At 69.9% G+C, this 26,481-nt stretch carries 20 protein-coding genes; 15 read left to right on the top strand and 5 right to left on the bottom strand.

Annotated features, from left to right (window positions below):
* Positions 1 to 281: 281 nt before the first annotated feature.
* The gene (locus ABZX37_RS19215) at positions 282 to 1,175 is read right to left on the bottom strand and encodes a CoA ester lyase (protein ID WP_354741182.1); all 894 of its coding nucleotides are present in this window, start codon (positions 1,173 to 1,175) and stop codon (positions 282 to 284) included.
* 20 nt (positions 1,176 to 1,195) lie between these two features.
* A complete protein-coding gene (locus ABZX37_RS19210) occupies positions 1,196 to 2,365 on the bottom strand; it encodes a CaiB/BaiF CoA-transferase family protein (RefSeq protein WP_354741180.1) in 1,170 nt (389 codons plus the stop codon).
* Positions 2,366 to 2,523: 158 nt separating this feature from the next.
* Between ABZX37_RS19210 and ABZX37_RS19205 the strand changes: the two genes are divergently transcribed.
* The 8 genes from ABZX37_RS19205 to ABZX37_RS19170 all read left to right on the top strand — a co-directional run bounded on the left by ABZX37_RS19205 (position 2,524) and on the right by ABZX37_RS19170 (position 11,290).
* Positions 2,524 to 3,987, top strand: a complete 1,464-nt coding sequence (locus tag ABZX37_RS19205) for an aldehyde dehydrogenase (RefSeq protein ID WP_354741178.1) — start codon at positions 2,524 to 2,526, stop codon at positions 3,985 to 3,987.
* Positions 3,988 to 4,004: 17 nt separating this feature from the next.
* A complete protein-coding gene (locus ABZX37_RS19200) occupies positions 4,005 to 5,399 on the top strand; it encodes an MmgE/PrpD family protein (RefSeq protein WP_354741176.1) in 1,395 nt (464 codons plus the stop codon).
* Between the two features lie 197 nt (positions 5,400 to 5,596).
* Positions 5,597 to 6,271 carry a nitroreductase gene (locus ABZX37_RS19195; RefSeq protein ID WP_354741174.1) on the top strand — a complete coding sequence of 225 codons (675 nt, stop codon included), beginning with the start codon at positions 5,597 to 5,599 and terminating at the stop codon, positions 6,269 to 6,271.
* 58 nt (positions 6,272 to 6,329) lie between these two features.
* Positions 6,330 to 7,142 (top strand): IclR family transcriptional regulator, encoded by an 813-nt coding sequence (locus ABZX37_RS19190; RefSeq protein ID WP_354741172.1) that lies wholly within the window; start codon positions 6,330 to 6,332, stop codon positions 7,140 to 7,142.
* Positions 7,143 to 7,251: 109 nt separating this feature from the next.
* A complete protein-coding gene (locus ABZX37_RS19185) occupies positions 7,252 to 8,091 on the top strand; it encodes a mycofactocin-coupled SDR family oxidoreductase (protein ID WP_354741170.1) in 840 nt (279 codons plus the stop codon).
* Complete coding sequence (locus ABZX37_RS19180) at positions 8,088 to 9,473, top strand: MmgE/PrpD family protein (protein ID WP_354741168.1); 1,386 nt, start codon at positions 8,088 to 8,090, stop codon at positions 9,471 to 9,473. Before ABZX37_RS19185 ends, ABZX37_RS19180 begins: the two co-directional genes overlap by 4 nt.
* A gap of 7 nt (positions 9,474 to 9,480) precedes the next feature.
* Positions 9,481 to 10,212: an SDR family NAD(P)-dependent oxidoreductase gene (locus ABZX37_RS19175; RefSeq protein WP_354741166.1), complete on the top strand. Its 732-nt coding sequence runs from the start codon at positions 9,481 to 9,483 to the stop codon at positions 10,210 to 10,212.
* Between the two features lie 127 nt (positions 10,213 to 10,339).
* Complete coding sequence (locus ABZX37_RS19170) at positions 10,340 to 11,290, top strand: alpha/beta hydrolase (protein WP_354741164.1); 951 nt, start codon at positions 10,340 to 10,342, stop codon at positions 11,288 to 11,290.
* Positions 11,291 to 11,296: 6 nt separating this feature from the next.
* Here the strand turns inward: ABZX37_RS19170 and ABZX37_RS19165 are convergent, their stop codons facing one another.
* Positions 11,297 to 11,890, bottom strand: a complete 594-nt coding sequence (locus ABZX37_RS19165) for a helix-turn-helix domain-containing protein (protein WP_354741162.1) — start codon at positions 11,888 to 11,890, stop codon at positions 11,297 to 11,299.
* Positions 11,891 to 11,969: 79 nt separating this feature from the next.
* Between ABZX37_RS19165 and ABZX37_RS19160 the strand changes: the two genes are divergently transcribed.
* The 6 genes from ABZX37_RS19160 to ABZX37_RS19135 all read left to right on the top strand — a co-directional run bounded on the left by ABZX37_RS19160 (position 11,970) and on the right by ABZX37_RS19135 (position 20,732).
* Positions 11,970 to 13,436, top strand: coding sequence for an aldehyde dehydrogenase family protein (locus ABZX37_RS19160; protein ID WP_354741160.1), 1,467 nt, complete (start codon positions 11,970 to 11,972; stop codon positions 13,434 to 13,436).
* A gap of 11 nt (positions 13,437 to 13,447) precedes the next feature.
* On the top strand, positions 13,448 to 14,599 hold the full coding sequence (locus tag ABZX37_RS19155; RefSeq protein ID WP_354741158.1) for a CaiB/BaiF CoA-transferase family protein: 1,152 nt from the start codon (positions 13,448 to 13,450) through the stop codon (positions 14,597 to 14,599).
* A 29-nt stretch (positions 14,600 to 14,628) separates the two neighbouring features.
* Complete coding sequence (locus ABZX37_RS19150) at positions 14,629 to 16,191, top strand: AMP-binding protein (protein WP_354741156.1); 1,563 nt, start codon at positions 14,629 to 14,631, stop codon at positions 16,189 to 16,191.
* Positions 16,184 to 17,278, top strand: a complete 1,095-nt coding sequence (locus ABZX37_RS19145; protein ID WP_354741154.1) for a zinc-binding dehydrogenase — start codon at positions 16,184 to 16,186, stop codon at positions 17,276 to 17,278. Before ABZX37_RS19150 ends, ABZX37_RS19145 begins: the two co-directional genes overlap by 8 nt.
* A 20-nt stretch (positions 17,279 to 17,298) precedes the next feature.
* A complete protein-coding gene (locus tag ABZX37_RS19140; protein ID WP_354741152.1) occupies positions 17,299 to 18,090 on the top strand; it encodes an N-acyl homoserine lactonase family protein in 792 nt (263 codons plus the stop codon).
* 1,184 nt (positions 18,091 to 19,274) lie between these two features.
* Entirely contained in the window at positions 19,275 to 20,732 is a 1,458-nt protein-coding gene (locus ABZX37_RS19135; protein ID WP_354741150.1) for a SpoIIE family protein phosphatase, read from the top strand.
* Positions 20,733 to 20,741: 9 nt separating this feature from the next.
* Here ABZX37_RS19135 and ABZX37_RS19130 read toward each other — a convergent pair whose 3' ends face one another.
* The gene (locus ABZX37_RS19130; protein ID WP_354741148.1) at positions 20,742 to 21,038 is read right to left on the bottom strand and encodes an STAS domain-containing protein; all 297 of its coding nucleotides are present in this window, start codon (positions 21,036 to 21,038) and stop codon (positions 20,742 to 20,744) included.
* The gene (locus tag ABZX37_RS19125) at positions 21,035 to 24,880 is read right to left on the bottom strand and encodes a SpoIIE family protein phosphatase (protein WP_354741146.1); all 3,846 of its coding nucleotides are present in this window, start codon (positions 24,878 to 24,880) and stop codon (positions 21,035 to 21,037) included. The genes ABZX37_RS19130 and ABZX37_RS19125 overlap by 4 nt, the downstream gene beginning before the upstream one ends.
* Positions 24,881 to 25,056: 176 nt before the next feature.
* Between ABZX37_RS19125 and ABZX37_RS19120 the strand changes: the two genes are divergently transcribed.
* A complete protein-coding gene (locus tag ABZX37_RS19120) occupies positions 25,057 to 26,370 on the top strand; it encodes a helix-turn-helix domain-containing protein (RefSeq protein ID WP_354741144.1) in 1,314 nt (437 codons plus the stop codon).
* Positions 26,371 to 26,481 lie beyond the last annotated feature (111 nt).

The raw sequence follows: 26,481 nt of genomic DNA, 5'->3' as shown, positions 1-26,481 counted from the left end.
CTTATAAGTGCTTCCCCCCCGCCTCGCCGGTTTTGTGGGGGCGTTGTGGTTACCGGCCATTTATCTTTATTCCTTCAGGGTTCCCCTCACGGACCGCACACTCCGCATCCCAGGCCAGGCGACACCTCCGACCTGGGCGGACGCGACTCGAAGGCACCCACAGCACCGCCTTAAGTTCCTGGCATTGGTACTTTCCGGGCATTCGCCGCGCTAGGCTCCGCCCGCGCGGCAATCCTCGAAACGGCCGAGGCGGACCGCCCCCGGAAGCAGCCGGGAAAAGATCAAGCGTTCGCCGCGATCGCGTCCGCCTGCGCGACGATCCCCTCCGCTGTCTTCACGTGCGCGATATCGACGTGCTGGCCCTCGAAGTCCACCGCCGCACTGCCCGCCGCCTCCGCCGCGCGGAACGCCTCGATCAGCCGTCGGGAGTGGTCGACCGCCTCCGGTGCCGGCGTGAACACCTCGTTGGCGATCGCCACGTGCGACGGGTGGATGCACACCATGCCGCGGTAGCCCAGCTGCTTGTTGTCCGCGCAGAACTGGCGCGCCCCGTCGAGATCGCGGATGTCCTGCCACACTCCGGCCACCGGGTGGTGCAGTCCGGCCGCGCGGGCGGCGAGCACGAGCCTGCTGCGCAGGTACAGCGTCTCCAGACCGGCCGGGGTGAACTCGAAGCCCAGCTCGCGGCCGACGTCGGCGCTCGGGCCGGTCGCGCCGAGCAGGCTGGACACCCGAGGCGTCGCGGCGGCGATCTCCTCGCAGTGCGCCATCGACACGGCGGTCTCGAAGCTCACGATCAGCCCGACGCTGCCCGCTTCGAGTCCCTCGCGCGCCTCGATGTGCGACACGACCGCGTCGATGCGGATCAGTTCCTCGGCGTCGAACACCTTCGGCAGGAACAGCCCGGCCAGTCCGGGCCGGATGACCGCTTCGAGGTCCGCGCCCTGGATGCCGCTGACCGACGCGTTGGGCCGCACCCACACGTCGGGACGCACGCCCTGCGCGTGCAGCCGGTCGATCGTCTCCGCGACGACGGGGCGCGCGCTCTCCTTTTCCGCGACCGGGACGGAGTCTTCGAGGTCGAGGATCAGCGCGTCGGCACCGGACGCGAGCCCCTTGTCGGCCCAGGAAGCCTTGTGGCCGGGGACGAAGAGCATGGAACGGTACGGCTTCATCGAAGTTCTCCAGTAATCGTTCAGGATTCGTACAGGACGCCGGTCGCGAACAGCTTTTCGACGTCTTCGGCCGCCAGCACCTCGCTCGCGACCGCACGGGAGTCGGCGCCCACCGTCGCCGCGACCGAAGACCGGTCCGGGCGCACGCCGTCGAACGTCCACGGCGGACGGAGCAGCGCGAGACCGTCCGGCTGATGGTCGGCGATGTCCAGGTGCCGCACCTGCGGGTGGTCGAGGTAGCCGGTCATGGACAGCACCGGCGCGAACGGCACGTCGTGTTCGGTGAGCACGCGCTCCCAATATTCCTTGGGTTTCCGCGCGAACTCCGCCTCGACGATCGGCACCAGCTCGAAGTAGTTCGCCTCGCGCGGGCGGTACTCGGCGAAGCGCGGGTCCTCGAGCAGATCGGTGCGCTCCAGCGCGCGGCACAGCGCCTGCCAGAACTTCTGCGACGACGACAGGTGCACCGCGAGGTACTCGCCGGTGGAGGTCGGCACGCAGAAGTTCTGCGCCTGCGGGTGCCTGCTGGTGCGGCTGGGATCGCGGCCGAGTTCGAAGGCCTGCGTGATGCCATCGGCGGTGAGCACGCTGACCGCCTCCATGATCGAGGTCTCCATCCGCTGCGGCTGCCCGGTCTTCAGCTTGCCGACCAGCGCGGCGAGAACGCCCGCCGCCGTCGTCAGCCCGGTGACCAGGTCCGCGCTCAGCCCACCGGCGAGCTGCGGCCGCCCGTCGTCGCTGAAGAGCGAGTACAGCCCGCCGAACGCGTGCCCGATCGTGTCGTAGGCGGGCCGGTCGGCCAGCGGCCCGGTGGAGCCGAACCCGGTGACCGAGCCGTAGACGACGTCCGGGCGCAGTTCCCGGCACTCGTCGGGACCGAGCCCCATGGCGGCGAGCTTGCCGGGGCGGAGATTCTCGAGCACCACGTCGAAGCGCGGCACCAGCGCCTTGATCAGGTCGATCCCCTCGGCGGTCTTGAGGTCGACCGAAAGGCTGCGCTTGCCCGCGTTGTACTGGCGGAAGTACGGGCTCTCGTTGTTCATCCGGCGCCGGAAGTCCTCGCCGACGACCGGCTTCTCCACCTTCACCACCTCGGCGCCGAGGCCGCACAGCATCGAGGTCCCGAACGGGAGCGAGATGTAGCCCCCGATCTCCAGGATCCGGATGCCGTCGAGTGGCTTGTGCTGCATGTCGCCCGCCTTCACTGAGGGTGCACTGCGATAATATTTTATATTATCTGGCCCGTCGTGAGTCAAGGTGCTCCCGTTCGCCGCCGCCTCTAGTTTAGATATTTTATATTCTGTATGCTGACTCCGGTCTCCCTCGGACGATCAAGGAGCGTGCCCCGATGCCCGCACAGCCCCAGCTGTGGCAAGGCCACTACGACAAGCTTTTCCTCGGCGGGCGGTGGACGGCCCCGGCGTCCGGCCGGCGCTTCGACGTGGTTTCCCCTTCCACGGAGGAAGGCCTCGCCCGGGTGGCCGAGGGCGTCGAATCGGACATGGACGCGGCAGTCGCCGCCGCGCGCCACGCGTTCGACCGCGGCCCGTGGCCCCGCCTGCCGCTCGAAGAGCGGATCGCCGTGCTGCGCAAGCTCAGCGCCGCTCTGGCCGAGCACGAGACCGACATCGCGCAGCTGATCAGCGCCGAGATGGGCTGCCCGATCACGCTGTCGACGAAGATGCAGGCGATCGGCCCGCGACTGCTGCTCGACGCGTTCCTCGATCTCGCGCCGGACTACCCGTGGCAGGACACCCGCCGGTCCGCGACCGGGCACGCACTCGTCACCCGGGAGCCCGTCGGGGTGGTCGCCGCGATCGTGCCGTGGAACGCGCCGTTGCTGATCACCATGATCAAGCTCGCCCCCGCGCTGCTGGCCGGCTGCACCATGGTGCTCAAGCCCTCGCCGGAAACCCCGCTCGACGCGTACCTCCTCGGCCACATGCTGGAAGAAATCGGGCTGCCCGACGGGGTGGTCAACATCGTCCCGGCGGGGCGGGAGGTCAGCGAATACCTGGTCCGGCATCGCGGCGTCGACAAGGTGTCGTTCACCGGTTCCACCGCGGCCGGGCGGCGGATCGGCGCGTTGTGCGGCCAGGACCTGCGCCGCTGCACGCTCGAACTGGGCGGCAAGTCCGCGGCGGTACTGCTCGACGACGCCGACCTGGACGCCGCGATCGCCGCCGTCCGCGCCGTGTCGCTGCGCAACACCGGCCAGGTCTGCAGCAACAAGACCCGCATCGTCGTCGCCCGCTCACGCCGGGACGAACTCCACGACCGGCTGGTGGAGCTGATCGGGTCGATGCCGGTCGGCGATCCGTTCGACCCGGCGACCGAGATCGGCCCGCTCGCCAGCGCGGCGCAGCGCACCCGGGTCGAGGGCTATCTCGCCGACGGCAGGGCATCCGGCGCGTCGCTGCTGATCGGCGGCGGACGGCCGGACGGGCTGGAGCGCGGCTGGTACGTCTCCCCCACCGTGTTCGCCGACGTCGATCCGGGCGCGAAGATCGCCCAGGAGGAGATCTTCGGCCCGGTCCTGACCGTGCACACCTTCGACACCGAGGACGAGGCGGTCGCCATCGCCAACAACTCGGACTACGGCCTCAACGGTTCGGTGTTCTCCGCCGACCCGGAGCACGCGCTGGCGGTCGCCCGGCGGATCCGCACCGGCACCGTCGAGGTCAACGGCAACCCGGTCGGCTTCACCGCGCCGATCGGCGGATTCAAGAACAGCGGCATCGGCCGCGAAGCGGGCCCCGAGGGCTTCGACGCCTACGTCGAGCTCAAGTCCTACGGCCTCCCCCTCTCCTGATCGGAAAGGCAACCACTGTGGGTACCTTCTATCCCGTCGAAGAAGCCGCGGCGCGGCTCGTCACCGACCTGACCTTCGACGCGATCCCGGCCGAAGCCGTCGCCGGGACCCGTCGGCTGCTGCAGGACCAGCTCGCCCTCCAGGTGGGCAGCGCGGCGCTGCCGTGGAGCCAAGCCGTGCTCGAAGCGACCAGGGCGGCACACGTCCCCGGAAACGCGCACGTCGTCGCGACCGGCGACGCGATGAGCGCGGCCGACGCGGCGTTCCTCAACGCCACCTTCGGCCACGGCTTCGAGTACGACGACGCGCACCGGTCCAGTTCCGCGCATCCGGGCAGCTGCGTGATCTCCGCGGCGCTGGCCGTCGGCGAAGAACTCGGCTCCGACCTGCGCGACGTGCTCACCGCCATCGTCGCGGGATACGAGGTCTACACGCGGATCGGCAAGCTGGCGAACCCCGACCTCCTCGTGCGCGGGTTCCACCCGCACGGTCTGCTGTCGACCTTCGGCGCCGCCGCGGTGGTCGCCAAACTGCGCGGATTCGACCTGGAGACCACCGGACACGCGCTCTCGATCGCGCTCAGCCACGCTTCCGGCACCACCGAGTACACCTCCGGCGGCGGTTCGATCAAACGCGTGCACTCGGGCATCGGGACCCGCGGGGGCATCCGCGCGGCCGAACTCGCCGGAGCCGGGATCACCGGCCCGACCACCTTCCTGACCGGGTCGAAGGGCTTCTTCCGCACCTTCGCCCGACGGGAGGTCGGCGACGAGGCTGCGGCCGCCTTCGGGCTCGACGAGACCTTCGAGATCTCCCGCGTCTGGCTCAAGCCCTACTGCTGCTGCGGGATCAACCACGCCTACATCGACGGCGCGCGGCAGCTGACCGGAGACGCGGACCGGATCGAGTCGGCGCTGCTGGGCATCCAGACCGGTGGGGACGTGGTGATCGGCAACCAGAACCGCAACGCGTACGCGCCGAAGATCATCGAACACCTCCAGTACAGCCTGCCGTTCCAGTTCGCGCTGTCGGCGCTGGGGCGCGGCAACGGGTTCTCGACGCATCAGGCGTACCTGGCCGGGAAACTGGATCTCGGCGAAGACAGCGACGTCGCCGCGCTGGCCCGGAAGGTGAAAATCGAGGTGCGGCCGGACCTCGACGAGCAGTACCCCGGGCGCTGGGTCGCGGACCTGACGGTGACCTATCAGGACGGCACGGGCGAGCACGTGTTCGTGGACAACCCCGCCGGGACAGCGGAAAACCCGATGTCGCAGACGGATCTGGACGCGAAGTTCCACGACGTGCTGTCCGCGGCGCTGAGCGAGGACCAGCGAGCCGCACTGCTGCACGCGATCAAGGACGGCGACCTCGACCAGCCGGCCGCCGAGTTCGCCAAGCTGCTGCGGGCCTGAATCGGCGAAAAGGTGCCAGCGGGTCTCAGGCTCGCTGGCACCTTTTCGCTTCCCTGCGCCAGAACTCGATGATCTCCTTGCCATCGGTCTGCCGGTCGAAAGCGGCGTACGCCTCAACCACGCCGTCCAGCCGATGAGCCCGGGTCCACCAGAGCCGAGCTGGAAATATTTTTTATATTATTGCTAGACTGGCGAGCATGACCCCTGACGAGGCACTCGAGAATCTGCTGGTCACACGGTGGAGCTGTCGCGCCTACCAGGACCGGCAGGTGCCCCGGCCGGTCGTCGAGCGGCTGCTGTCGCTCGCGCAGCGGACGGCGTCGTGGTGCAACACCCAGCCCTGGCAGGTGATCGTCACCAGCGGCGCGGCGACCGAACGGTTCCGGAAAGCGATGACCGAGTGGGCGCGGGAGAACCCGGCCGAGTTCGACTTCGCCCCGCCCGCCGAATACCGCGGCGTGTACCGCGACCGGCGCCGCGCCAGCGGCTGGCAACTGTACGAAGCCGTCGGCATCGAACGCGGCGACCGGGAAGCATCCGCCCGGCAAGCGTTCGAGAACTTCCGCTTCTTCGGCGCCCCGCACGTCGCCATCGTCACCACCGACGCCGTGCACGACCTCTACGGCGCCGTCGACAGCGGGCTGTACGTCGGAACCTTCCTGCTGGCGGCACAAAGCCTCGGGCTGGGCGCGATCCCGCAGGCCGCGCTCGCCGGGCACGCCACGCTGATCCGGCAGCACTTCGACATCCCGGACGACCGGAAGATCCTGCTCGGCATCTCGTTCGGCTACCCCGACGAGGACCACCCGACGAACAGCTACCGCACCGCTCGCGCGCCGCTGGAGGAAGTGGTGACCTGGGCCGACGAATGACCCCGGCCGCCGTCGGACCAGCGCGCCCGGCCCCCGCGCGCGGAAGGAGGCGGGGCGGATGTCTCCGCGCGGCGAGTCGATGATCGAGCGGGTCGTGCGCGTGCTCGAGGCCGTCAAAGACACGGGCAGCGCGCGCACCGCGTCCGAGATCGCCCGGTGCACCGGGATTCCGGTGCCTTCCGCGCACCGCATCGTGGCGGAACTGACCCGGCTGGGAATCCTCGACCGCGACGCCGACCGCCGGATCCGGATCGGAGTGCGGCTGTGGGAGATCGCGGCCCGCTCGGCCGGGCTGCCGACCCTGCGCGAGAGCGCTCTCCCCTACCTGGAGGATCTGCGCGCCGTCGTCCAGGCACCGACGCTGCTTTCGGTACTGGACCACAACGACGTGCTCAACGTCGACACCCTGTCCGCACGCCAGGCCGGCGCCACCAATGTCACCCAGCCCGGCGTCCGGCTGCCCGCGCTGTCCTCGTCGCCCGGCATCGTGCTCGTCGCGTTCGCCCCGCCGGGCGTGCGCGACGAGATCCTCTCTTCCGCCAAGATCGTCCGCTTCACCGAGCACAGCGTCGTCGACCGCGCCGAGGTGGCCCGGATCGTGCACGAGGCCCGCCGGGTCGGGCACGTCGTCGCGCGCCGCTGGATCTCCCTTGACTCCACCGGCATCGCCGTCCCGATCCTCGCCGACGACCGCACCGCGCTCGCCGCCCTGTCCGTCACCGTCCCGTTCGCCGCCGACGCGGCCGCCGAACTGCTGCCCGCGCTGCACACCACTGCCCGCGGCATCTCCCGCGCGTACCGGCTCCACTCGCCCGACCCGCGGATCGCTTTGCTCCTGCGGCAGATCCGGCGAGCCATCGAACTCGGCTGAGACTCGTCGCACCGGCTGTTTCTCGGCAGCCGAGAAACGCCCTTCCCGCATCGGCCGAACCGGACGAATCTCGGGGCCGGACAACGGAGTCGAGAACGGAGCTGAGCGCATGCCAGGAAAACTCGCAGGCAAGGTCGCGTTCGTCACCGGAGCGGCGCGCGGGCAAGGCCGCGCCGAAACGCTGCGGTTGGCGCGGGACGGCGCGGACATCATCGCCGTCGACATCGCCGCACCGGTGGAGACCAACGTGGCACCGCCAGCGACGCCCGCGGACCTCGAAGAAACCGCGCGCGGGGTGAAAAGTCTGAGACGCTCGGTGGTCACCGCGCAGGTCGACGTGCGCGACTACGCCGCGCTGAAGGCCGCGCTCGACGACGGGGTGCGACAGCTCGGACGCCTCGACGTGGTGGTCGCGAACGCCGGGATCTGGTCGTACGGGCTGAGCGAAGAGATCTCCGACCTCGAATGGCAGACCACTCAGGACGTGGTCCTCAAAGGCGTGTGGCACACCGCGAAGGCGGCGATCCCGATCCTCAAGGACCAGGGCTGCGGAGGGTCGATGATCTTCACCAGCTCGACCATGGCGATCAAGGGAATGCAGAACCTTTCGCCGTACGTCGCGGCCAAACACGGCGTGGTCGGCCTGATGAAGACGCAAGCACTGGAGCTGGCCCCGTTCGGGATCCGGGTCAACTGCGTGGCACCGACATCGGTCAACACGAAACTGATCCACAACGACGAAACGTACGCGCTGTTCGCACCGGACCTCCCGGAAGCGGAACGCACCGCCGACCGGGTCAAGGACCGGTTCGCGACCATCCCGGTGATGGACGTGCCGTGGGTCGAACCCGAGGACGTCGCCAACGCGGTGGCCTTCCTCGCTTCCGACGAAGCGCGCTACGTGACCGGGCTCGAACTGAAGATCGACGCGGGGCAGACGCTGAAATGACCGAGGACCCCATGCGCGCGCTGTGCCGGTTCGCAGCGCAGACGACCTACGCCGACCTTCCCGAAGACGTCGTCCGGCACGCGAAACACGCCCTGCTCGACTGCATGGCGGTCCTGATCGGCGGGTCCGGAATGGACGGCATCCCGGCCATCGCGGACCTGGTGCGGGACAAGGGCGGCAAACCGGAAACGCCCCTGCCGTTCTACGGCGGACGCGTGCCCGCCGCCGAAGCCGCGCTGGCCATCGGCCCGATGCCGAGGGCGATGGACTGCGGCGATCTGCACGAGGAAGCCGGGCACGTCAGCGAGTACATCGTCGCGAGCCTGCTCGCCGCCACCGGGCTGCGACCGGACGTGACCGGAGCGGAGTTCCTGACCGCACTGGTGATCGGCCAGGAAACGTTGATCCGCATCGGATCGGCGTACCGGGTGATCAGCAAAGCGGTGAAGGACAACGACTGCGGCGGGCACTACATCTTCGGAGCTGTCGCCGCGGTCGGCAGTCTGCTCGGATTCTCCCCGGAGGAGCTGGAGAACGCCCAGGGCATCGCCCGCACGATGACGCAGCCGCACACCATGGGCATCTACGCACCGGCGACGCTGATGGTGCGCGTGCACCACGGGCTCGTGTGCCAATCCGCGATCACCGCGTGCCTGCTCGCTCGCCGCGGCATCACCGGGCCCCGGCAGGAAGTGCTGACCGGACCCAACGGTTTTCTGCGCACGGCGCGCTGGGAAACCGATCCGGACGGGCTGACCCGCGGTCTCGGAAAGGACTGGACGGCGACTCAGATCACCACCAAGGGCTACAGCGCCTGCTATTTCTCGCACTCTTCGATCGACGGCATCATCGAGCAGATGCGCACGCACGAGTTCGCCGCCGCCGACATCGCGAGCGTCCACATCGCAGTCTCGACCTCGGGCTGGCGGGCAGTGTGCGAGCCGACCGAAAAGAAGTGGGATCCGCAGACCGTCCCGGAATGCCAGTTCAGCCTTCCCTACGCCGTGGCCACTGCCGCCTTCGACCGACGCGTGTTCGTACAGTCCTATTCGGACGAAGCGCGGCGACGTCCGGAGGTGCGGGAGCTGATGACCCGGATCTCCGCCGTCGAGGATCCGTCCGTTTCCGACTGGGGCGCCCGGCTGACCACGACCCTGCGCGACGGGCGGGTGATCGCCACCGAACACGTCTATGTGAAGGGGCATCCGAAGAACCCCTTCAGCGAACAGGACTTCATCGACAAGTTCCGGATGTGCCTGCCGTTCTCGGTGCTGCCGCTCGAGGATTCGACGGCTGACCGGATGATCCAGGATGTTCTGGCGCTGGAAAAGGTCGACGACGTGATGGCGGCCTTGCTGCTGCCCCTGACACCGGAAGACTGACGGACTCATGACAGAAGAATTCACCGGCAAAGTCGCCGTGATCACCGGAGCGGGCCGGGGAATGGGCGCGGAAATCTCGTCCCGGCTCGCCCAGGCGGGAGCATCCGTCTTCGCGGTCGACCTCAAACCGGCTTCGGAATCCGCACCGGGCATCGTCCCGGTCCAGTGCGACGTCGCCGACCCCCGCTCCGTGCGCGCCGCGGCCGCCTCCGTCCTCGCGGACGCCGGGCAGATCGATCTGCTCGTCAACGGCGCGGGATTGGTGAGCGTCACCCGGCCGGTCGAGACCATCTCCGACGACGACTGGGCGCGGCTGATGGGGGTGAACGTCAACGGCGCGTTCCACTGGATGCGCGAGACGCTGCCCGGAATGAAGGCGCGGCGATCCGGCAAGATCGTCAACGTCTCCTCGCGGGCCGGGCGGACCCTCGCCAACTTCGCCGGCGCGCACTATTCCGCGTCCAAAGCCGCGTTGCTCGGCCTCACCCGCCAAGTCGCGCTGGAAGCGGCTCCGGACAACGTGCACGTCAACGCGATCGCGCCCGGGCTGGTGGAAACCCCGATGCTGAGCGGTTCCGTCGACGAGCGGAAACGGGAAGCAGCCCGTGCGGCCACTCCGCTGCGGCGCATCGGCACGACCTCCGACATCGCCGAACTGGTGCTGTTCCTGCTGTCCCCGAAGTCGGACTACATCACCGGGGCCACGGTGGACATCAACGGCGGCGATCTGATCCTGTAGCTCCCGATCCGGCTGAGGCGCTCCCAGCCAGGGGTCGCCAGTACCCCCGCACAGGAGCATCTGTCTCGACGAGGCGAACCCGGGCAGGCTCGGACTCAAGGAAGCCACTGCCGAGGAGAAGAGGCTCATGAGCGAGATCGAGACCCGCCAAGTCATCGTCAAAGCCCCGTACTGGGACATCGCGGCGAACCTGTTGCTGCCGCCGGACTTCGACGCGAGCAAAACCTACCCTGCCGTCATCAGCGCCCACCCGATCGGCAGCTGCAAGGAACAGACCGCCGGGAACGTCTACGGCCCGGCGCTGGCGCAGGAAGGCTTCGTCGTCATCGCCTTCGACGCGAGCTTCCAAGGCGACAGCGGCGGCGGGCCGCGGTGGACCGAAGACCCGACCCAGCGCGTGGCCGACTTCTCCCACGTGGTCGACCACCTCGTGACGCTCGACTACGTCGACGCGGACCGGATCGGTGTCCTCGGCATCTGCGGCGGTGGCGGGTATGCCACGAACGCCACGATGCTCGAACGCCGGATCAAGGCGCTCGGCGCGGTCGTGCCGGTGAACTACGGCCGTCTCATGCAGGAGGGCTTCAGCGAGTTCGACCCGGTCAAGCTGCTCGAACAGGTCGGCGAACAGCGCACCGAGGAGGCCCGCGGCGGCGACGTCCAGGTCAATGAACTGCTGCCGGCCTCCCCCGAAGCGGCTCGCGAAGCAGGCGCTGCGGACCGGGACGTCGTCGAAGCCACGGACTACTACAAGACCGGACGGGGCGGGAAGCCCAACGGCGTCGCCCGGATGAACTTCGGCTCGCTGAACCAGGCACTGAACTGGGACGCGTTCCTTCGCGCCGAGACGATGCTGACGCAGCCGACGCTGATCGTCGTCGGAGACCAGCCGGGCGCGTTCGGTTCCTACCGCGACGGGACGGAGCTGTACGGCCGCATCGCGGCATCGCGGGACCGTGAGCTCGTCGTGGCCGAGGGCTACTCGCACTACGACCTTTACGACCAGCCCGAGCCGGTCAAGATCGCACTCGACGCACTGATCCCGTTCTACCGCAAGCACTTGGGGCAGGCTGCCTGACGCGGCTCACCCACCGCCCCCGAACAGCCCGACGAGAGTACGGGAAACCGACTCGGCGAACTCGTCCACGCCGAGCCGGTCTTCCGGGTCGAACCATTCGCCGATGAGCGCCAGTCCGCCCAGCGCCAGATTCAAGGTCAGGTGCAGGTCCTCGGCCAGCTCGTCCGCCACGGCCCGGAAGATCATGGTCTGCTCGCGCCGGAGTTCGTCGCGACGGGATTCCAGCGCCGCAACCGGGACCCGCACCTTGAGGAAGAGCGGAATGAACTCCGGGTACTCGCGAAGAACGAGCACGGCTTCCTCCCGGAACATCAGCCTCAGCCTTTCCCGTGGCGGGTGTTCCGACTCCGCGATCGCGACGAGCCGGGGGAACACCTCCGCGGCCGCGTGCTCCATGCACCGGAGGAACAGCTCTTCCTTCGACGAGAAGTAGTGATAGAGGCTGGGGCCGCGCAGATCCAAGGCCGCGCCGATGTCCTCGAAGTTCGTCGCCTCGTAGCCGCGCTCGGCGAAAAGCCGGGCGGCGGTGTGCTCGATGAGCCGGACCCGCTCGGCGCGTTTGCGCGTCGCGCGGGCCTCGGTGCCGCTCGCGTCCTTCACCCGGCCTCCTCGCTTGCCCGATCTAAACGCACAATATATTATCTATTCATCCGTAGGGAATCTAGCGGTCAGGAGAATCGTGGAAGCGGCAGGCGTACGGGTACCGCACACCGACGACGTCTTCGTCGGTGGCGAATGGAGGCCGGCGACCGGAGACGGGCACACCATCGTGTCTCCGTCGGACGCGAGTACGGTCGGCACGGCACGACAGGCTTCCGAGGAGGACGCGACCGCGGCGGTCGATGCCGCCTTCTCCGCCCGTGGAGCGTGGGCCGCCACTCCCCTGGCCGACCGGGTCGCGACGTGCGCCCGCTGGCTGGACAACGTCGATCGACGTGCGGCCGATCTGGACGTGGCCTGGGCTGTCGAGGCGGGAATGCCGGTGCGGCATGGCAAGGCGCTGCACCGGTTCGGGACTCTCGCCTCGTGGCGATCCGCGCTCGACGGCGCCGAGGAGATGCTGAGGGAACGACGCCGGTCCTCGGAACTCGGCGATGTCCTCCTGCGGCGGGAGTCAGCCGGTGTCGTGGCGGCAATGCTGCCCTACAACGGTCCGGTGGTGACGGTGGCGTCCAAGGTCGTTCCGGCGTTGCTCGCCGGGTGCCCCGTGATCGTCAAGGCAGCACCGGAATCCCTGTTGACGATGGCGTTAGTGGCGGAATGCGCCCAGCAGGCCGGTTTTCCCGCCGGAGTGGTGAACTTCGTGTCGGGACCGGTCTCCGTCGGGCAGGCACTGACCCGGGACCCCCGGGTGGATCTGGTTTCACTGACCGGCGGACATGCGGCGGCGCAGGACGTCCTCGCGGTCACGAACGGCCGGTACGCGCGCACTCAACTGGAACTGGGCGGGAAGTCACCTGCGGTGATCCTGGACGACGCGCCGCTGGACGACGCGCCGCTGGACAAGGTGCTGCGGGCGCTCGTGCCCGGCGCTACCAACGGGGCGGGCCAGGTGTGCGCGTTGCTGTCCCGGATCCTGGTCTCCGAACGTCGGCACGACGAGGTCGTCGAGCGGCTGAAATCCGCCTGGGAACGCCTCGTCATCGGTGATCCGCTCGATCGGGCGACGCACATCGGCCCGCTGATCAACGAGGCGGCTCTGCGCCGCACCGAAGGTTTCGTCGCCCGGGCGAGGCAGGACGGCGCCCGGCTCGTCACCGGCGGCGGACGGCCCGCCGGACTGGAGACCGGGTGGTTCCACCAGCCCACGATCTTCACCGACGTCGCCGAGAACACCGAACTGGTGCGGCGCGAGGTGTTCGGGCCGGTGACCGCGGTGCAGGTGTACCGCGACCTCGACGACGCCGTCCGGCTGGCCAACGCCACCGAGTTCGGGCTGTCGGGTGCGGTGTACACCGCTGACATCGAGGCAGGGATCGAAATCGCGGGCCGGATTCGCGCCGGGGCGGTGGCGGTCAATTCCTTCGGTCCGGCGATGAGCGCTCCCTTCGGCGGGGTCGGCGCGTCGGGCTGGGGTCGCGAGTCTGGCCCCGAAGGGATTCTCGGTTTCACCGAGCTCAAGCAGATCCTCGTCGGTGCCGCATGAAGGCGGGGCCGTTGGCGGGGCTGAAGGTCGTTGAACTCGCCGGGATCGGGCCGGGGCCGTGGTGCGGCATGTTGCTCAGCGATCTCGGCGCCGAAGTGCTGCGGGTGGACCGGCCGGCCGCCGTGGGCACGATGCGCACCGATCTCGGTGCGGCCAACGGGCGGCAACCGGCCTTCGTCAACGACCGCGGGCGGCGCTCGATCGCGGTCGACCTGAAGCACCCCGAAGGCGTCGATGTGGTGCTGCGGCTGGCAGAACAGGCTGACGTCCTCATCGAGGGCAATCGCCCGGGAGTCGCCGAACGGCTCGGAGTGGGGCCGCAGGACTGCTTCGCACGCAACCCCAGCCTGGTCTACGGGCGGGCCACGGGCTGGGGCCAGGAGGGCCCCCTGAGCCAGACTGCCGGACACGACCTCAACTACCTCGCGACGTCCGGCCTGCTCGCGACGATGGGACCCGCGGGCGGACCGCCGGCGATCCCGCTCAACCTGCTCGGCGACTACGCCGGCGGCGGGCTGATGCTCGCCATGGGCCTGGTGGCCGCCCTGTGGGAAGCCCGCGACGGCGGACCCGGCCAGGTCGTCGACGCGTCGATGCTGGACGGAATCGCCCTGCTGGGCGGCGTCTTCTACGGCCAGCACCAAGCCGGGATGCTCGCGCCCGAGCGAGGCAGCAACACTCTCGACGGCGGGGCGCCGTTCTACACCGTCTACGAGACCGCCGACCGCGGCTGGATGGCTGTCGCCGCGATCGAGGCCAAGTTCTTCGCCGAGCTGCTCGCTGTCCTCGAGCTGGCACCGGAACTCGCCGCGCGCCAATGGAACCGCGCCGAGTGGCCGTCGCTGCACGCGACGATCGCCGCGGTCTTCCGCACTCGTTCGCGAACCGAGTGGGAATCCCGGTTCGAAGGGCGGGAAGCGTGCACGACACCGGTCCTCGACCTGGACGAGGCGCTGCGTCACGAACACGCGGCGGCCAGGAAGAGCTTCGTTCCGGTCGACGGCGTGCTGCAGCCCGCCCCTGCGCCGCGGTTCAGCCGAACCCCGGGCGCCGTCCAAGGCCCGGCGGTTCCGGCGGGGGCCGACACCGGCACCGCATTGCTCGACTGGGGCCTCACCGCGGAAGAGGTGACCGCTTTGCGGGCATCCGGAGCGATCGTTTAGCCGTCCGACGCGAGACACGGGAGTCATCGATGGGGATGAGCCTCAACTACGTCACCGATTCGATCGCGGGCCAACTGCCGCCGATCGACCCCGGCCGCCCGGCCGTCGTCCTGGGCGGCGAACCCGCGGTGTCCTGGACGGAACTGCGGGCGAGGGAACTGCGCTATGCCCGTGCCTTGCAGCGAGCGGGCGTGCGGAAAGGCGACCGGGTCGCGCTCCTGCTGCGCAACTGTGCCGACTACATCGCGCTGTACCTCGCGATCGGCCGGGTGGGCGGCATCGCCGTTCGCCTCAACTGGCGGCTGACCGGCCCGGAACTCGAGTTCGCCTTGAGCGATTCGAGCGCGAGCCTGCTGCTGTTCGACGCCGAGTTCACGCCGGTGCTCGAGAGCATCCGCGACGGCATCGCGGTCGCCACTTATGTTTCGCGCCCCTCGATCGGCGCCGGCCCGGACTGGGCCACTCCCCTGCCGGTGTTCGCCGCCCAGGAGTCCGAAGCCTCCGGTTTCCCCGAGCTGAACGCCGACGACCCCGTCTCGCTGATGTACTCGTCCGGTACTACAGGGCGGCCGAAAGGCGTGTTGTTCTCCCACGGCAACGCGTTGTGGATCGGCTCCGTCCAGGCGCAACGGTGGCGCATCGACGAGCGCACCGTCGCACAGACCAGCGGACCGCTCTTCCACGCGGGCGGCTTCGAAGTGCTGCTGCTGCCCGCGCTGCTCGCACACGGCACGGCGGTCACCTTCCCATCCGGCAACTTCACCTGCGAACGGTTCCTTGAAGTCGCCCGACACAACGGCACCACGTCCATGCTCCTGTATCCCTTCATGCTCGCCGATCTGCTGCACATGGACGCGATCGAAACTCTCGTTCCCGCCGCCCTCCGCCGGATCGTCACCGGCGGCGACGTCGTCATGCCGTGGATCTACGACGAAATGGAACGTCGGCTCCCCGGCGTCGAACTGGTGCAGTCCTACAGCCTCACCGAAGGCGGTGCCGTCAGCACCAGCCTGGAATTCGCGGTAGCGCGCGGCCGCGAAAGCAGCATCGGCCGCCCGCAGGCCATGACCGAGGTGAAGGTGATCAGGCCGGACGGAACTCCCACCGGCCGCGGAGAAGTCGGCGAGATCTGCGTCCGCAGCGGCGGGGTGAGCATCGGGTACTGGAACCTTCCGGATGCCACCGAAGCGACCTTCGTCGACGGGTGGTGCCACACCGGCGATCTGGGCAGCATCGACGAAGACGGCTTCCTGACGATCGCCGGGCGGGCCAAGGACATGTACCGCAGCGGCGGCGAAAACGTGTATCCGGCCGAAGTCGAGATGGTCCTGACCGGACACCACGATGTCGCCGACGCCGCGGTGATCGGCGTCCCCGACCCCCGGTACGTCGAGACCGGGGCCGCGATCATCGTGCCCGCCGAAGGCCGCCCGGTCGACGCCGAGCACGTACGCCGGTGGCTGGCGGAACGACTGGCCAAATACAAGGTCCCCAAACACTTCCACTTCGTGGACGACCTGCCGCGCAACGCCAGCGGGAAGGTCCTCAAGAGCGTTCTCCGCACAACTTATGGAGGCAAGCGAAATGACTGAAGCCGCGCTGCTCGAGAAGGCGGGCTCCGCCCTCCGGATCACCGAAATCACGCTGGCCGACCCGGGCCCCGGAGAGGTCGTCGTCGAAGTACGCGCCACCGGCGTGTGCCAATCCGACGTGGGCGTCTTCACCGGAAAGCTCCCCGCGCCGGTACCGCTGGTCCTCGGCCACGAAGGGGCGGGCGTGGTCGTCGAGGTCGGTGCCGGCGTCGAGGACCTGAAAGCCGGTGACCACGTAGTGCTGTCCTGGCTGGCCAGCTGCGGCAGCTGTTTCTATTGCCAGCGAGCCGAACAGCACCTGTGCGGCCGTCCCCGGACCATGCTCGGCGCGCACACCATGGTCGACGGAAGCGCCCGGATGAGCCTGAACGGCGCCCCCGTCCGCCAGTTCTGCGGGTTGGGCAGCTTCTCGCAACGGACCGTCGTGCCCGCCGGAGCCGCGATCAAGATCCCCGACGACATCCCGATCGCCTCCGCCGCCCTGCTCGGCTGCGGTGTCCTCACCGGATTCGGCGCCGCCGTCCACACTGGCGAAGTACGTGTGGGCGACACCGTCGCCGTCGTCGGCTGTGGCGGCGTCGGGCTCAATGCTGTGCAGGGCGCCCGAATCGCCGGAGCCACCACCATCATCGCGATCGACGTGCACGCGGACCGCCTGGCGCTGGCCTCCGAACTCGGCGCCACCCACACCCTGACCGCAGGCCCCGACGTCGTCAAGCAGGTCCAAGCCCTCACCGGACGTCGCGGCGCGGACGTCGTGATCGAGGTGGCCGGGCGACCCGAAACCGTGCAGCAGGCGATCGCCATGTCCCGCCGCGGCGGCACGACCGTTCTCGTCGGCGCCGGACCAGGCGTCGGCATCGACGAGGTCTTCGGCAACGTCGTCATGGCGGGCAAGACGGTGAAGGGCTGCCTGTACGGCTCAGCGCACGTCAAACGCGACATCCCGCGCCTGGTCGAGCTGTACCGCAGCGGTGCCCTGCACCTCGACCAGCTGGTCACCGAAACCTTCGCCTTCACCGACATCGCCAAAGCCGTCGACTACTGCGCCGCGGAACAAGGCGCCCGCGCCGTCGTCCTCGCCTGAACAGCCCGAAGGAGACCCCCGTGTCCGGCACTGTCAAACACCTCTGGGCGCTCGACGCCCCCACCATCGCCACCGACTGCGGCCTGTTCCAGCTCGGCACCGGCGGCACCCCGCTCGCCGTGCCGATCCCGACCTTCCTGATCGAGCACGACCTCGGCCTGCTCATGTTCGACTCCGGACTAGACAGCACCGCCGCCGGCGACCCCGCCCGCGCCTACGGCCCCCTCGCCGAAGCCTTCGACATCCGATTCCCCGAAGACCACCGGCTGGACACCCAACTGGAATCGATCGGCTTCACCACGAAGGACGTCCGGCAGATCGTCATCTCCCACCTGCACTTCGACCACACCGGCGGCCTCGACCTGTTCCCCGGCGCGCAAGGCTTCCTCGGAGCGGACGAACTGCGCTACGCCCGCACGCCACGCGCACTCGACGCCGCCATGTTCCGAGAACACGACCTAGACGCGGCGAGCCGGATCGACTGGCTCGAAGTCCCCCGCGGCTATGACCACGACGTCTTCGGCGACGGCAGCGTGACGATCCTGTCCCTGCCCGGCCACACCCCCGGCACGCTCGCACTGCAAGTGCGGTTGCCCGACGGCAAGCAGATCGTCCTGAGCAGCGACGCCGCCCATCTGCGCAGCAACATCGACCAGACCACCGGCATGCCGCTGGACGTCTCCAACCCCGACAAGGAAACCGGCCTGCGCAAGCTGAAACTGCTCGCCAGCAGGCCGGACACGACGGTCTGGGTCAACCACGACCCTGACGACTGGGAACTCAACCGGCCCAATGGACGCCAGATCGCCTGACCCAGCCCGTCGGCCGCCACGAATACGGCCGCTCAGCAACAACCGGTGACACAATCCCGACCTTCACCGCATGCCACCGCGACCACGATTGATGCACATGGTCGACGCTTTTCGCGATGACGCTCAGCTCGCCGTGCTGGTGTACAACGATTCCCCGCACGCTGCGCTCACCCGGGACAGCGTCGACTTCCGGTATTGGCGCATTCGGGGACGGGCAAAACGGCTGGAACCGGTCGACGGTGAGCCGAATTGCTGGGATCTGGAGCTTTCCCGTGCGGTCAGCGGGAAGAGCCGCAAGGTGGGCGATCGTGGACGACAGGATACTCGCCGGAGCGGCCCGGGCACGACGCGACGCAGTGGACCAACCTCGGCATGGCGGAGGGCGATAGTGCGGCCTCGCTCGCTTCAGTCCGGTGACTCCTGCCGCGCGGCTCGTCCGGATCCTGGAGGAAACGTTCGGCGGTCGGTTCGGAGCGGTGCAGATACCCCGCCGCTACCCCAGGGCCGCTCGCCTGCATTGCTCCCCCGTGGGCCGCGGTCAGGTCGGGACTGCTTCATCCATCGGCCGAGCCAGACAAGCACCCGTGGCGCACTGGAGGCCACGCTACGTAGTTCCGTATGCCACTTCCCTCACCGTGCGGCTCCGGCCAAGCCGCATTCGTCGCACGCGCCGACCACACGAAACACACGACTCGGTCCGAACGCCGCTCATCAAGCACCAGACCGACGCACAAAACGTACGGCTGCTTATTTCCCCAGTCCGCGCCCCAGGACCGCCAACCGCCAAGGCGAACCGCGACGGCCACGGCACACCGCGACCCAGATGTCTATTCCCGTATGCCCCAGAAACGGCCCGTCACTCCACTATGGACGTTCGTCTTCGCGAACACTCCTGATGGTCCCGGTCAGTCGATCACTCCGACCAGTTGCACGGGACGCAGGAACAGCATGGAACAGGTCCACGACGGCTTGCGAAGCTGAGCTTCCTCACCATGGACGGAGACTCACCAGGCCAGCCGGCTCGCCTGGACGCGCTGGTGCGGCGCGCCGTCCCCCGCCGACGTTCCTCCACCGCGTCCGGCAATCTGCGTCGGTATGCGATCGGGCTCTACCATGAGGCAGGTGGGGACCAACCGGGCCCGTCGGACAGCCGCGCGGTGTGCGCGCCTCGAGCAGGCGCGCTGGTGATCACCGAATTGCAGCGGCAGTTGCTGCCTTCCGCGCTGCCGGTGCTGCCCGGGGTCCGGATCGCCGGCCGCTATCTTCTGGCCGACTCCACGGTCGACGCCGGCAGCGACTGGTTCGACGCCGTGCCGATCGGGGACGGCAGGGTCGCGTTCGTCGTCGGCGACGTCGTCGGACACGGCGCGGCCGCAGTGGCGGCGATGGGGCGGTTGCGTGCGGTGCTGCTGGACCGGCTGGAAGAGACCGGCGACATCGCCACCGCGATCAAGGCAGCGGACCGGACGGCGCGGCGGGTCGCGGGCGCCCATGCCGCCACGGTGTGTGTTGTCGTTCTCGATCCGGTGGACGGCACGATGCGGTCGGGCTCGGCCGGGCATCCGCCGCCGCTGGTCGCGGGAGCCGGCGAAGCTCGTTATCTGCCGGTCGCGGGCGCTGGCCCGCTCGGGACCGGCACCGGCTGCGTCCTCGCCGAGGATCGGCTCGAATTCGGCGAAAGTGTCCTGCTCTACAGCGACGGCATCCTCCGCCGGCTCGGGCGGGATCCGGATGCGGCGTCGGCCGAGCTGATCCGGGCGGCCGGCGGCGGGCGGGCGATCGACCAGGTTTGCGCGCGGGTCGTGGAACAACTGGCCGGTCAGACCGGGCACGCCGACGATGCTGTCCTGCTCGCCGCGGCCCGCCGGGTCCCGGCGGCTCCGCTGCGCTTGCGGCTCGCCGCCGACCTGGGCGCGCTGCAGCCGGTCCGCGAGGCCCTGCACGGCTGGCTGGACAGCCTCGGAGCCGGCAGCCACGACGTGGACGCCCTCGCCCACGCCGTCGCCGAACTCGTCACCAACGCCGCCGAACACAGCCATCCCGACTCCGTCGACGGCACGGTCACCGTCGCCGCCCGGCTCGAGGCCGACGGCACCGCCCGGATCACCGTCGCCGACGACGGACGCTGGATCGAACGCACCCGTCCCGGCGACGACGGGTTCCGCCAAGACCACGGCCTGGGGCTGGCACTCGCGCACAGGTTCGTCGACCGTCTCGACCTCGAACACGGGGACGGCGGCACCACCGCGACCATCCGGCACCGGCTCTCCCAGCCGGTGCGGCTGCTCGCCGCCGAGGAAGCCGACGAAACCGCCCGTTCCGCGGAGGCCGCCGCCGCCCCGCTGGTCCTCGTCCAGCCCCACGCGCCCGGCAACCGCGTCGCCGTCCACGGGCCGCTGGACGCCGTCACGGTGGAGGAGTTCGCCGCGGAGCTGGACCGGCTCACCCTCGGCGGCACCCACAAACTGGTCCTCGACCTCACCGCGGTCACCTTCCTGGGCAGTGCCGCCGTCAGCGTGCTGCACCGCGCGGCAGCCGCCGACTCCCCGCCGTTCCTGCTCTACGCACCCGAGAACAGCCTCGCCCACCGGGTTCTCCGGCTCGCCGCTCTCCCGCACACCACCACCGACCCGCACCCGTAGCTCAGGGCATCAGGTGGTTCGGACGGAAAAGGCCTCGTCGAGCCCGGCGACGGACAGGACCTGGGCGACGATGCCGTCCGCCCGGATCACCAGCTGCGGCTGCTGGTCCACGAACTCGTAGAGCACGCTCACCCCGGCGCTGAGCAGATAGTCCACCGCGGTCAGGTCGATGGTCAGCTGCGGGGCCTCGTCGGACGCGCTGGCGACAGCGCGGCGGAACTCGCTCGCGGTGGCGGCGTCGATCTGCCCGCTGACCGCGAGCGTGGCGACGTCGCCCTGCACTGTGGTCGTGAAGCGCAGCGTCATGGACGTGTCTCCTTCATCAGGCGAACGGCGGTGCCCGCGCCGGAAGTGTCGATGGTCAGCTCGTCGACCATGGCCTCGGCGATGACCAGCCCTCTCCCGCGTTTCTCCGCCGGATTCCGGCCTGCCCACCGCCCTCCGTCGCTCACGGTGACGACGATCCGGTCCGGGCTCCGTTCCGCCGCGACGGCGACCGGCCGCCTGTGCTCCGGGGCCGGGCCGTGCTCGACCGCGTTGGTGACGACCTCGCCGACGGCGACCAGCACCTGGTCCGCGGTTGCCGGATCCACTCGGCCGGCACGCAGCCAGCCGCGCAGCTTCTCGCACAATTCGCTGAGCTGAGCGGTGTCCGCGGAGAGCCTCGCCGAAAACGGTTCGGCCGAGCCGGAAGGCGAGCGGTAGACGAGGAACGCCACGTCGTCGTCGCGATCATCGTCGAGGAGCCGCTCGGCGACCAGGCCCGCCAGCTCCGCCGGGCTCGCGTCGCGATGTTCCGCGAGCACGCGCGCGGCCCGCTCGACGCCCTCGGTCAGGAGTTCGCCGGGGCGCTCGATCAGTCCGTCGGTGTAGGCGAGCAACGTGGCCCCGGGCGGCAGGGCGACCTGGGCCTGGCGGCGATGGCAGACGCGCCGGACCGCCAGCGGCGCCGACTGCGCGCCGTTCAGCACAACGTGCCCGGTCCCGTCGTCGACGAGCGCCCACGGATGCCCCGCGCTGCTGTAGCGCACCGTGCCGCCCGCGTCGACGACGGCGCAGAACACCGTCGCGCACCGGGCACCGGGCACGAGCGCGGCGAACGCGTCGAGCGCGGTAAGTACCCTGGCCGGGCTGTTTCCCTCGGTGAGCAGCGCTCGGGCCGCACTGCGCAACTGGCCCATCACGGCGGCGGCGGACAGTCCGTGGCCGACGACGTCGCCGACGACCACCCCGTAGCTGCCGTCGGGCAAGGTGATGACGTCGTACCAGTCCCCGCCGACCTCCAGGGCGCTCGCGGCCGGCGAGTAGTGCACCGCGAACCCCTCGGGGAGCGCCGTCGGACCGAGGATCGACCGCTGCAAGGTGACCGCGACGTCGGTCTGCCTGCGCAGCAGCTGGATCTTCTCCAAGACCGCGGAGGCGATTTCGGCCAGCTGCCGCACGATGGCCGCGTCGTCGGCGGTGAACTCCCCGGCGTAGCGGTCCGAGAGCCGCACGAGGCCGAGATCGCGCCCGTCATCGGCAGTCAACGCGGCGACGAGGACGACGCGCATCGGCGGCTGACCGTCCTCCTCGCCGGATCGGTGGCGCCACGCCGGATGCGCTTCGAGCTCGGGCTGCGTCAACCGCACCACGGTGTCCTCGCGTCCGACCAGCGCTTCTGCCCAGCCGCGGCCCGGACGCAGCCGGTGGCCGTACCACGCCGCGTACTTCTCCGAGAACGACCAGCTGTCCACCGGGCCGCCCTCCCAGTCGTCGGCGACCAGCCGGGCGATCGCCTGGTGGGCGCCGATCAGCTCGCGGGCCGCGAGCGCGAGGCGGTCCATCGCGTCCTGGGCGGTGCGCGCGTCGTTGATGTCGGCCACGGCCTGCGCCAGCTCGCGCATGCGCCGCGACTCCACCGCCCGGGTGCGGGTCAGGTCGAGGTGCGCACGGACCCGGGCCAGCAGTTCGCGGCTGGAGAACGGCTTCACCAGGTAGTCGTCGGCACCGGCGGCCAGGCCGCCGACCGCGGCCTCCTGACCGGCCCGTGCCGAGAGCAGCACTACCGGGACGTTCGCTGTGCCCGGCTCGGCCCGCAGTGCCGCCAGCAGCTCCATGCCGTCCGCGCCCGGCATCATGATGTCGGAGAGCACCAGGTCGGGCGGGTCGGACCGGGCCAGCGCCAGCGCGGTCGAGCCGTCGCCGACCGCCTGCACGGCGAACTCCGGGGACAACAGCCGGTAGAGGTACTCCCGCATGTCGGCGTTGTCGTCCACGACCAGCACCCGGCCTCCGCCGGAGGGCCGGGGAGCGTCCGGCTCCGTGTCCGGGGCGGAGTTGCCGTGCGGGCCGCGCAGCCAGCTCCACACCTCGGTCAGGAACGGCTCGGCCGCCTGGGGTTCGGTCGACGTGCTTGCCGCCCGCACGTGGTCCGCGGGCAAATGCTTGTGGCCCAACGGGATGCGCACGGCGAACGTGGTACCCGCGTCGACGGCGCTGTCCACCGTGATGGTCCCGCCGTGCAGCTCGACGAGCTCCCGGACCAAGGCCAGGCCGATCCCGGTGCCCTCGACCGACCGCGCCCGGGCGGTGACCGAACGGTGGAACCGTTCGAACAGCCGCGGCAGTTCCTCCGGCGGCACTCCGATGCCGGTGTCGGCCACCCGCAGCTCCGCCGCGTCGCCGGACCGGCCCAAGGCCACCGAGACGCTGCCGGACAACGTGTATTTCAATGCGTTGGACAGCAGGTTGAGGACGATCTTCTCCCACATCTCGCGGTCGACGTGGACCGGTCCGGTCGAGGAATCGCACTCGACGGCGTAGCCGAGGCCCGCGCGCTCCATCGCGGACCGGAAGACCCCCGCGAGTTCGGCCGTCACGACGGCCAGGTCGACCGGTTCGAACGCGGCCTGCATGCGCCCGGCCTGGATGCGGGAGAAGTCCAGCAGCGTCGAGACCAGCTTGCCCAGCCGCACCCCGTTGCGGTGCACCACGTCCAGCTCGGCCTGCCACCGCGCGGGCTCGACGGAGCCGGTGTCGACGGCCGTGCGCAGTTCCGCGACCGGGCCCATCATCAGCGTCAGCGGCGTGCGGAACTCGTGGCTGATGTTGGAGAAAAAGGTGGTCTTCGCGCGGTCGAGCTCGGCCAGCTCCTCGGCTCGCCGGTGTTCGGCCTCGTAGGCCCGGACCTCGGCGATCGCCCCGGACAGCTGGGTCGCGACCAGCCGATGGAACGCGCGGTAGTCCTCGGTCGGCCGCAGATGCGGGCTCAGGCCGAGCACCAGGGCGCCGACCGGATGATCGGCGCCGCCGGTCACGGGCAGCACGAGCGCCTCGTCGGCCTCTTCTTCCGTGCCGCCGGACTCCGCGACCTGGCTGCCCGGACAACGCGCCGCGAGCCCCTGCCAGGCCGACTCCTGCCCGCCGCTCAGCGCGGACCACAACTCGGCGTTCCCGGGACCGGCCGCCAGCGGGGCCAGCGCACTGCCCGGCCGCACGCCCAGCGACGCCGCCAGCCTGGCCGAGGTCCCGTCGGCGTTCATCAAGTACGCCAAGGCGAAGGGGACGTCGGCACGGCTCTTCGACAGCAGCCGCACCGCCGCCGCGCACGCCTCGTCTTCGGTGCCCAGCTCCAGTGTCGACTGTTCCGCCAGCGCGCGCAGGAGCGCCATCCGCCGCGATCCGACGACCTGCCCGGAGGTCTCGGTGCAGGCGCAGAACAGGCCCGGCGCCTCCTCCGCCCCGAGCGGGCTGTAGGACATGGTGAAATAGGTTTCCTCGCGAAAACCGTTGCGCTCCAGCATCAGCGGGAAGTCTTCGACGTAGGACGCGCGGCCTTGCAACACCCCTTCCACCATCGGCTCGACCCGCGGCCACGCCTCGGTCCACACCACCTCGAACGGTTCGCCGAGCGCCCACGGGTGCTTGGTCGACAGCACCGGGATGTAGGCGTCGTTGTACAGGAACCGCAAATCCTCGCCCCAGCACAGGAACATGGGAAAATCCGACCGCAGCATGAGCCCGACCGCGGCGCGCAGCCCCGCCGGCCACTCGCGCAGCGGTCCCAGCGGAGTTTCTTCCCACGCCTTGCCCGCGATCAGCCCGGCGAGCTCGCCGTCGAGATCGACCATCGAGTCGCTCACCGCGCGCCTGGCCGCCCCGCGCATCAGCCGCCTCCGTCCTCGCCTGCCTTCGACGAGGCAGCGACGAATGAAGGGTACCGACGAAACCAAGCCTCCGACGCCGCGCGATGGACAGCCGCTGTCGCGGGGAGGATCGTCAGCCGGGCCGCCGGCGACACGTCGTGCGGGAACGGAAAAGCGAAGGCGAGACGGAAAAGACCATGGAGCAGCCGGGAATCGCTGCCAGACGGGTCGGCCCTGCTCTGGTGCTGTCGTTGTCCCTCGGCGATGCGCCGACGGCGGACGTGATTCACCGGTTGCTCGCCGTCAGTGCGGAAAACGCACCGTCGGCGCTGATCGCGCTCGATTTGCGCGGCGTTGACGTCCTGACAGTGCGCACCGCCCGCGCCGTGATCGCGTTCGCCCGCGCCAGCATCGAACGGGGCGTCCGCTGTGCGCTGGTGTCCCGGTCGCTCGGCGGCGCGGCGAAAGCGGTCCTGGACGCGGCCGACCCGGATGCGGCCGTGCCGAGATTCGCCACGGTGGAACGCGCCCTGGCCGATTCCGGCGCGGGGCCGCGACCGAAGGCCGTGGTCACCTGTCTGGAGCTGGACAGCACCGATCTCGGCCGTACCGAAGAATTCCTGAGCGCTTCCCACGCTCCGCTGCGGATCGGCAGCACCTCCGGCCGGTCGAGTGCGCGCATCACCCACCTCGTCGCCGACGCGGTGAGCGTCGGCCGGATCGAACTGGCCTTCGAGACGACCTACGACGCCGGCCCGTTGGGCAGGATCTGCCTGTGCGCCGTCGATTCCGGCGAAACGGAACACCGCGTCGCGGGCTGGCGAGAGCCGGAGAAGTTCGGCTCCGGCGAACTGTTCTGTGTCGCGCCACCGGATCGGCCCTTCGCCGGCCGAGCCGCACAAGGGCGCTACACCGTCACCACGCTCGACCCCGCTCTGCTCGGGCACCTCGCCGGAGCCAGGCAACCAGTCCGGCTTCTCGCGCACCGTCCGCACAACGCCGGTGCCGCCCGGCATCTGCGGACCGCGATCGCCCATCTGCGCGACGAAGTCCTCAGTGCCCCGGCGGTCAGCGGCAATCTCCTGGCGGTGTCCGCCGCGTCGAACTATCTCGCCGCGTCCGTGCTGAACGCCTTCCCGAACACCACGTCGGCCGAGCACGAGGGCAGCGCCCGGTCCGACGCGCACCCGCGGACCTTGCGCCGCGCGATCGCGTTCATGGAAACCCACGCCGACCGCGACATCGACCCCGCCGACATCGCGTGGGCGGCGCGGGTCTCCGTCCGCGCGGTGCAACTGGCCTTCCGCCGTCACCTCGGCACGACTCCGATGGCGTACCTCCGGCGGATCCGTCTCGACCACGCCCGCACCGAACTGTGGACCGCCGTGTCCGGAAAGACCACGGTCACCCAGGTCGCGGCACGCTGGGGCTACGCGCGGCCGAGCATGTTCGCCGCCCACTACCGCGCCGCCTACGGCGAATCCCCCTCCCAGACCCTGCGCGGCGACTGATCCGCCACAGGTTCGCTTACGCCGCCGCGCTTCGTTCTCGCTGCTAGCGGCATTCCGCGACAACCCGTGAAATAGTCCTCGGCTGCCCGCACCGCGAACTGCTCGATCGTG

It is taken from the genome of Amycolatopsis sp. NPDC004079 (genome assembly GCF_040610415.1).
Classification (GTDB): domain Bacteria; phylum Actinomycetota; class Actinomycetes; order Mycobacteriales; family Pseudonocardiaceae; genus Amycolatopsis; species Amycolatopsis halotolerans.
Note: the sequence above shows the minus strand (reverse complement) of the source record. Positions and strands in the feature narration are given on the sequence as shown.